5 protein-coding genes are annotated in these 8,833 nt (G+C 46.6%); 4 read left to right on the forward strand and 1 reads right to left on the reverse strand.

Going from position 1 to position 8,833, the window contains the following annotated elements:
* Positions 1-90 precede the first annotated feature (90 nt).
* Positions 91-774 (reverse strand): WYL domain-containing protein, encoded by a 684-nt coding sequence (locus A7090_RS22065; protein WP_105275527.1) that lies wholly within the window; start codon positions 772-774, stop codon positions 91-93.
* 459 nt (positions 775-1,233) lie between these two features.
* On the opposite strand from A7090_RS22065, the gene A7090_RS22070 reads away from it, so the two are divergent.
* From A7090_RS22070 to A7090_RS22085, 4 genes are all read left to right on the forward strand, one after another.
* Positions 1,234-4,647, forward strand: coding sequence for a DEAD/DEAH box helicase family protein (locus tag A7090_RS22070; RefSeq protein ID WP_105275528.1), 3,414 nt, complete (start codon positions 1,234-1,236; stop codon positions 4,645-4,647).
* Between the two features lie 63 nt (positions 4,648-4,710).
* The gene (locus A7090_RS22075) at positions 4,711-6,345 is read left to right on the forward strand and encodes a type I restriction-modification system subunit M (RefSeq protein ID WP_105275529.1); all 1,635 of its coding nucleotides are present in this window, start codon (positions 4,711-4,713) and stop codon (positions 6,343-6,345) included.
* A complete protein-coding gene (locus tag A7090_RS22080; RefSeq protein WP_105275530.1) occupies positions 6,342-7,514 on the forward strand; it encodes a restriction endonuclease subunit S in 1,173 nt (390 codons plus the stop codon). Before A7090_RS22075 ends, A7090_RS22080 begins: the two co-directional genes overlap by 4 nt.
* Before the next feature lie 6 nt (positions 7,515-7,520).
* Positions 7,521-8,789 carry a DEAD/DEAH box helicase gene (locus A7090_RS22085; protein ID WP_241957290.1) on the forward strand — a complete coding sequence of 423 codons (1,269 nt, stop codon included), beginning with the start codon at positions 7,521-7,523 and terminating at the stop codon, positions 8,787-8,789.
* Positions 8,790-8,833: the final 44 nt, after the last annotated feature.

An 8,833-nucleotide genomic window follows, 5' to 3' on the forward strand; every position in this document is an offset into this window, starting at 1 on the left:
CCCTGGAAAGTTGATCTGAGCTCTCAGTAAATATCAATACGGTTCTGACGAGCCGCTTACTCCTTTTTAATTTGAAATGAACGTTGTCTGTTACTCTCTGAAGGTCTGAATTACGTCACTTATGAAACGAAAGTGAGGAAGGGCCGAAATAAACTCCTCACTGGCGGTGAGGGCATCAAGTTCAGGCTTTCTGCAAAAAGAGGTATCCAGAACGGTTACAGCGTTAACGTCTTCCATCCGAAACACCTGTAAATTTCTGGTGCGGGTAGCGACAAGAAACCAGTTTCTGGACTGAAATATCAGACGGCGGGGAGCTACTGCTTCGTAGCTTTTACCGTTAACTAATAATGTAACGGCACGGTAGTCGCGGATAGCTTCTGCCAGTTCCAGAAAACTTGTGGTTTGTGTAACTGGAGATGGCAGTCCTCCATGCCCTATAAGGCACGGCGAGCTTTCGGAGTTACTGGTAATCAGTCGAATTAACCTGCGATTCTGAGCCGGAATGATCCCTGAAATCCCGGAATTACGGATAAACGCAAAGGTATTGGGTAAGTGCTCCCGGCCTGGTCGTCGGATAAGCCGATAGCTGCCGCTGGAATGTTCCAGATCCAGATGAATCAGACGTTGTTGAAAATCCCTCTGTAGGGTGCGTTCTGAGACACCAAATTCATTAACTAACGCTTTAAGCTCCAGGGATTCGCCAGCCAGTAACCGGCTAATAATGACCGATAGCCTGACGGACAGGCGGTCATTATGATCGTTTTGTGTTTTCATGGTGGGGACAGTCCTGTTCTCCCAAAATAACCTGATATTGATATAGGAGATTATGCCGTACAGGTACGACACGTTATGTCGTACCAAAGGGGCGCGTAGAGAAAAAATCGCGAAAAGATAGGTCTCACATAACAAATTGAAATTTAAAAAGTTAACAAAAATAAAACACCAAAATACAATCAAAATATGACACGGCGTGTCGCATTTCGAGAGAGGGGATTCCCGTTGTTCATTGAAATGATTTAGTTCTGAAAATCGTTATAAATAAAAAGGGTACGTACATTGATTACATTGGCTGTAAAGCCTGAAGCAGTAGCAGACCTGATGGGTGGGTATTTTTTGATAATTCTATCCGTAAATCTGTATTCACCATACGCCATCAGTCTCACTTCATCAGCCAAATTTGTGTGATATTCTTTCCAAAAATCCTGTTGTATCCACGACATAAGGCGATGATTGATGGAGCAGTCTCTCAATTTTGAAATGTTGCGCAGCCAGTGGCCGGAACTGGCAGAACTCGCGTGTATGGCAGAACGCTATGTTCACTCCGATCCGGAAAGCTGTCTGGTCAAGCTGCGCAACTACACCGAATTGATGGTGCGCTGGTTATACCGTCAGGAGCGGTTGCCGGAAGGTATTAAGGCTAATCTTTACGATTTAATGAATGCTGATGTCTTTACCAGCATGATGCCGGAAGCCATTATCATGAAAATGGATGCGCTGCGTATCCATGGCAACCGTGCCGCGCACGGTGGACGTATCAAAGCTAAAGATACTTACTGGCTGCTCAAAGAAGCGTATTTGTTAGGAATTTGGCTGTATGTTCGCTACGCCCACGGTAATGTTGATGACTGTCCCAAATTCACTCTCCCTCCATTAACACAATCTTCAGGTCGTGCAGATGAAAAACGTCTGGAAGATGCAATCAAGGCTCAGGATGAAAGCCGTGAGCGCGAACTGGCGCTACAACGCGCACTACAGCAAGAGCAGGAAAAGGCCGAACACCTTACTCAGCGCCTGAATGAAGCCAGAGCGCGTAACCAGCATGTTGCCGATATTCTCTCTATTGATGAAGCGGAAACCCGCCGTCGCCTGATTGACTCTCGCCTGCTTGCTGCTGGCTGGAATGTAGGCGAAGAGCTTAATAATACCGATCAGGTTACGCAGGAACACCCCGTTAAAGAACAACCTACTGCAACCGGTGACGGTTATGCGGATTATGTCTTGTGGGATGAGGCGCATAAACCGCTGGCGGTGGTGGAAGCAAAAAAAACCAGCGTCAATGCCGAGCAAGGACGAATTCAGGCCCGACTGTATGCCGACTGGTTGGAAAAAGAATATGGTCAGCGCCCGGTCATCTTCTACACCAACGGCTACGATATCTGGCTGTGGGACGACCATAAAACTCATGGTTATCCCCCGCGTCGGGTGTTTGGCTTCTACAGCAAGGAAAGCCTGCAATATCTTATTCAACAGCGTGAAACCCGTCTGCCGCTGAACAGTGTGCCGCACGTAAAAGATAACGAGGGTAAGGCCGTTGCCGGACGTTTGTACCAGCTTGAAACCATTGCCCGTGTCAGCGAGCGGTTTACCAATAAATACCGGCAATCGTTAATTGTTCAGGCTACGGGTACAGGCAAAACCCGCGTGGCAATAGCGCTAAGCAAACTGATGATTGATGCCCGCTGGGTAAAACGCGTCCTGTTTCTTTGCGACCGCAAAGAATTACGTAAACAGGCGGCGAATGCCTTTAATCAATTCACCAATGAGCCGCTGTATGTAGTTGGAAAATCGAAAAAAGCAGACAGGCAGAACGCCAGGATCTACATTGCCACCTATCCCGGCATGATGAAAATCATGGACCATTTCGATGTCGGTTATTTCGATCTGATCATCGCCGATGAATCCCACCGCTCTATCTACAACGTTTACGGCGATCTGTTTAAGTATTTTGATGCCCTCCAGATTGGCCTGACGGCCACGCCGATCGACATGGTGAGTAAAACCACTTTCGGCCTGTTTGGTTGTGAAGGACGTATCCCTACCGCCAACTACAGCCTGGAAGATGCCATCGCCGATAACAATCTGGTTCCCTATGAGGTTGTCACGCACACCACGGAATTCCTGCGCGAAGGCATTAAACGGGAGAAATTAAGCGACGCACAAATCCGCGAGCTGGAAGAACAAGGCATAGATCCCAATACGCTGGAGTTTGATGGCAAGGCGCTAGATGAGGCAATCTACAACAAAGACACCAACCGCTATATCCTGCGTAACCTGATGGAAAATGGCCTGAAAGATCGGGACGGCCAGCTTCCCGGTAAAACCATCATTTTCGCCCGTAACCACAAACACGCTCTATTATTGAATGAGTTGTTCGACGATATGTATCCGCAGTTTGCCGGACGTTTCTGCCAGGTCATCGACAACTACGATCCCCGCGCCGAGCAACTGATTGACGATTTCAAAGGGCTGGATGAAAGCACCAACAAAGAGCTGACCATTGCAATCTCCGTTGACATGCTCGATACCGGCATTGATGTCCCGGAAATTGTGAATCTGGTCTTTGCCAAACCGGTCAAATCAAAAGTGAAGTTCTGGCAAATGATTGGCCGTGGTACACGCCTCTGTCCGGGGCTGTACGGTTACGACGACAACGGCAAACCGCTGGATAAACAGAAATTCCGCATTTTCGATCACTGGGGCAATTTTGAGTATCACGAACTGCATACCGAAGAGGCCGAAGTCACAGCGACAAAATCGCTTGCACAAAAACGCTTCGAAGCGTGGGTTATGCTAGGGGCCGCTGCGCAACGTAAATTCGACAAACAGGCGGTGGATTTAGTTGCTCACCAGCTTCGCGAGCAAATCAACGCACTGGATGAAAAGTCGATTGCCGTACAGGAAAAGTGGCAGCAAAAAGCGCAGTACAGTGATGAAAAGGTGCTGCGCCAGCTTTCTCCGAAAACACAGCAGGATCTGCTATCTGTTCTGGCCCCGCTGATGCAGTGGCTGGACGTGCGCGGGCAAAGCGATGCCATACGCTTTGATATGGATATTCTGGCGGCGCAAACTGCCCGTTATACCAACCCGGAAGAGCTGGACGTGCTCTGGCCGATCATCGTCGAAAAAGTGGAGCGTCTGCCGCCGCATTTGGCGCAGGTGCAGCAACAGGGACAACGAATCAATCAGCTTCGTGATCTAGGCTGGTGGAAGCAGGCCAGTCTGGAAGAGCTGGAGGATATCCGCATTCATTTGCGCGGTATCATGCACCTGATGGAAAAAGACGCGACGCCGAAATTTGGTCCGATACAGGTAGATATTACCGAAGATGCGAACCTGATCCAGACAGAGCCCCGCAAAACTAATATCCGCTCGATTGATTTCAAACTCTATCGCCAGCAGGTCCAGGGGGCGCTGGAGCCGCTGTTCCAGCAAAACCCGGTACTGAAGAAAATCCGCAACGGCGAGCCAGTCACGCAAAACGAGCTGGATGAACTGGCGAAGCTGGTACTGATCCAGAACCCCAACGTTGATATTCGTGCGTTGAAAGAGTTCTATCCGCAGGCAACCGCCAGCCTGGATAAACTTTTACGAACCATCATCGGGATGAACAGCGACGCAGTTGAAGTACGCTTTGCCCAGTTTGCCGCTGACAACAGCCTGACCAGCCAACAACTGCGCTTCCTGTCATTACTGAAAAACCATATCCGTGATTACGGTACCATTGAAATGCGGCAGCTCTTTGAGCAGCCTTTTACACATATCCACAACGAAGGTGTTACCGGTGTGTTCCCTGATATAGCGCAAATCGCCCGCTTGCAAAAGATAGTCGAAGAGCTGGGTGTTGTGACCGACGCAGCGACGGTATAATACGCACATGACAAGCCCCGGCAGCGGGGCTTTTGTATTTAAAACAGGATATAAACGCTAACAATGATTACCGGTGACTTAAAAAGTAAAATCGACGGCCTGTGGGAAGATTTCTGGGTGGGTGGTATCACCAACCCGCTGACCGTAATCGAACAGATCACCTATCTGATGTATTCCCGGATGCTGGATACCCAGGAACAACGCGACGAGAAGCGTAAACAAATCGCGGGAATTGATTTTAAACCGCGTTTTGCGCCAGAACAGCAGGAGTTCCGTTTCAGTCACTATAGCAATCTTGGCTCAGATGAGATGATGGAAGTGGTGCGCGATGGCGTATTCCAGCATTTTCGTCAGCTCGGCCAGGCCGATGCGTCGAAGGTGACGCTGCTGGGCAACTTTATGAAAGATGCTCGTCTGGAGATTGTTAAGCCGTCATTACTGACCAAAGCGGTTGAGGTGATCAAAAACCTGCCATTGGATCGCGGCGATACCAAAGGCGATCTCTACGAATACCTGTTAAGCAAGCTGACCACTGCTGGAATCAACGGCCAGTTCCGCACGCCGCGCCACATTATCCGCACAATGGTTGAAATGATGGAGCCGAACCCGGCCCGCGGCGAGACGATTTGCGATCCAGCCTGTGGCACCGGTGGTTTTCTGGCAACCAGCTATGAGTACCTGCTGGAAAAATACAGCTCGCTGGAGTCCATCCATACAGAAATTGGCAGCAACGAACGCGGTGAGCTGGAAGAGCAAAAAATCTTTACCGGCGATCTGCTGACGCCGTGGCGTGACCATGTGGATAACAACATGTTCCACGGCTACGACTTTGACACTACTATGCTGCGTATCGCCGCTATGAACCTGATTATGCACGGCGTGGAAGAGCCGGATATCCATTATCAGGACACCATGAGTCAGAGCTTCAGCACTAACTTCCCGCAAGCCAGTAAAAACGCTTTCAACCTGATTCTGGCGAACCCGCCGTTTACCGGCTCACTGGACGAGGAAGATATCGACTCCACGCTGTCGGCAATGGTGAAAACCAAAAAAACTGAACTGCTGTTCCTGGCGCGAATTCTGCAAATGCTGAAAGTTGGCGGACGCAGTGCCACTATCGTGCCGCAGGGCGTGCTGTTTGGCTCCAGTAAGGCGCATCAGTCACTGCGGAAAACGCTGGTGGAAGATAACCAACTGGAGGCGGTGATCAATCTGCCTTCCGGTGTATTTAAACCTTATGCTGGCGTGGCGACAGCGATCCTGATTTTCACTAAAGGTGGTCAGACGGATGAGGTCTGGTTCTACGATTTACAAAATGATGGCTACAGCCTGGATGACAAGCGTAACCCGATAAAAGAGAACGATCTGCCACATCTGCTGGCGAGCTGGAAGCATTACCGTACTCTGCGCGGGCTACCGGTAGATAACTTTATGGGCGAGAAGTTAGCCGCGTTGCTGAAACAGCAGTACCCGGAAGGGATTGATGCTGGCGTTGATTTTAAAGATCGCACTCAAGCGGCGTTTGTGGTGCCGAAAGTGGATATCGCTGCGCAGAAATACGACCTCTCTATTAATCGTTATAAAGAAGTGGTGTATCAGGCGGAAGAGTATGAAGATCCGAAGGTGATACTAAAGCGGTTAAAAGATTTGGAAAAAGAGATTCTGGCGGATTTGGATGAGCTGGAGGGGATGCTGTGAGCAGGAAAGAATATTCCTTTATTGAAGTATGTGATATCCAAGGAGGAACTCAGCCTCCAAAGGACGAGTTTGTTTATGAAAAAAAAGATGGATATATAAGGCTTTTACAAATCCAAGATTTTAAAAGAGAGGATAAAACTGTTTATATTAAGGATAGGCATACTCTGAAAAAATGTAATGACGATGATATTCTAATAGGTAGATATGGAGCATCTATTGGAAAAATTCTCTCTGGGTTATCAGGAGCATATAACGTTGCTTTGGTTAAAGCCATCCCTGATTTAAAAAAAATAAACAAGAGATTTTTATGGCATTTTTTAAACAGTGTAGTATTTCAAGAATTTATAAAAAATGTTTCTACTCGAGCCGCTCAAGCTGGGTTTAATAAGGATGACTTAGCAAAGCTAAAAATATATTTACCATCTTTAAATGAGCAAGTGAAAATTGCTTCTGTTCTTGATTTATCTGATGCCATACGCAAAAAACGAGAACAAACTATCAAACTGGCTGATGATTTTTTGCGTGCTACATTTTTGGAGATGTTTGGTGACCCTGTTGAAAATCCAAAAAAATTTAAAAAATCCCCCATTACTGAATTGGCAGATGTCATTACAGGTTTTGCATTCAAAAGTAATGAGTACATTAGTGATTCGTCTGAAGCGGTACGGCTTTGCAGAGGGGCAAATACGCTTACGGGATATTTAGATTGGGCTGATACAAAATTCTGGCCAAAAAACAAACTGGAAAAACTAGATAATTATTTAATTAAGGCAGGTGATATTATCCTTGCTATGGACCGTCCGTGGATATCAAGCGGGTTAAAAGTATGCATATTCCCTGAAAATCAGCGAGAAACGTACTTAGTTCAGCGTGTAGCTAGGTTACGACCTCGTTGCGAATCTTACACAAACTATATTTACAGTTGTATTAAATCGCCAGCTTTCGAAAAGCATTGCTGCCCAACAGAAACAACGGTGCCACATATCTCTCCTGTTGAACTTAAAAATTTTGAAGTTCTAATTCCGCCCGACGAACTCATGGTTAATTTTCATTCGATTGTATCAATAATCAACAATAGCTTAAATAAAATGGCGTCAGGCGATATTGATAGCGACGCCCTCTTCTCTAAGTTAAGTCAGCAGGCTTTTTCAGGACATCTTAAGAGGTAAGTACATATGGACTTATTTGACCTGTTAACAATTAAATTTACCTTGCCCGCGAAAGCTGCCCCTTTAAGAAAAGTGGGGGGGAATTATGTTCATAAATTACTTTGCCGATCAACAACAGTATCGGCTCAAGTAAGAAATGCACGTTTCCAAGGATATTTTGAACTTGTTACGGGTCTAAAGCCTCCTCTAGACTGTATCTATCTGAAAGATCCAAATTCTAGGGGGAAATGCGCAGATGGTGTAGCTTCCCTTAAAGCTAAGGAACCATTTACATTCGAAAAATGGCGAGAAGATACTGAGTTAAGCTGGGAGCAATTTCCAGAGCAGGTATTTAGCACTTCATCTGATGAAATTAATGAACAATGGCATCATCAATTTCAGTTTAGAGAGGACGATCCAGAGCGCTATTCTCCTGGTCTCAGAAAACCCCAACTGGGTGCACTTCATGCAATTGCAGGCTATTTCGCTACTGATTTGCAGGTAGAACCGGCTACTGTCGTACTGCCCACTGGAACGGGAAAAACGGAAACAATGCTGGCTACCATGATATACCAGCGATGCGAGCGAATTTTGCTCATAGTCCCATCTGACTCTCTCCGAACACAAATATCCAAAAAATTCATTGAGTTGGGATGTTTGCCAGAGTTAACAGTCGTTCCGCCTAACATTGCACTCCCTAATGTCGCTATTATTAAGAAGGGAATTCAGGTAGCGGAAGAAGCTGAGCAATTAACTTGTGAATCAAATGTCTTGGTTGCTACGACCAGTGTTTTGTCTGCATGCTCCGAAACAGCATTAAATGCACTTTGCGAGTCATGTAGCCATCTTTTTGTTGATGAGGCTCATCATATCTCAGCCTCATCATGGCAGACAATTCGCGAACGATTTAAAGACAAACGTGTTGTGCAGTTTACAGCTACCCCCTTTAGGAATGATAAGAAGTCCCTTGGTGGGAAAATTATCTATAATTACACTATGGGGGAAGCCCAACGAGCAGGCTATTTTACAAATGTAAATTTGCTGCCTGTAGAAGAGTATTACTCTGATCTTATGGATCATGCAATCGCAGAGACAGCTATTGGTCAACTGCGTAAAGACTTAAATAATGGCCTTGATCATTTGCTTATGGCCCGTACTAGCAATAAGCAGCGAGCAGAAGAAATACTGACTATTTATCAGAAAACTGTACCGAACTTTAATCCAATCGTTGTTCATTCTGATTATCCTAAAACGGAAATAAAAAAACGTCTTGATAAATTATCAATTTGCGCGTAAGACCTCGCCCAATCGGGCGGGGATATAAGCGCGGTAACTGCGTA

This window comes from Escherichia sp. MOD1-EC7003 (genome assembly GCF_002965065.1).
GTDB lineage: Bacteria > Pseudomonadota > Gammaproteobacteria > Enterobacterales > Enterobacteriaceae > Escherichia.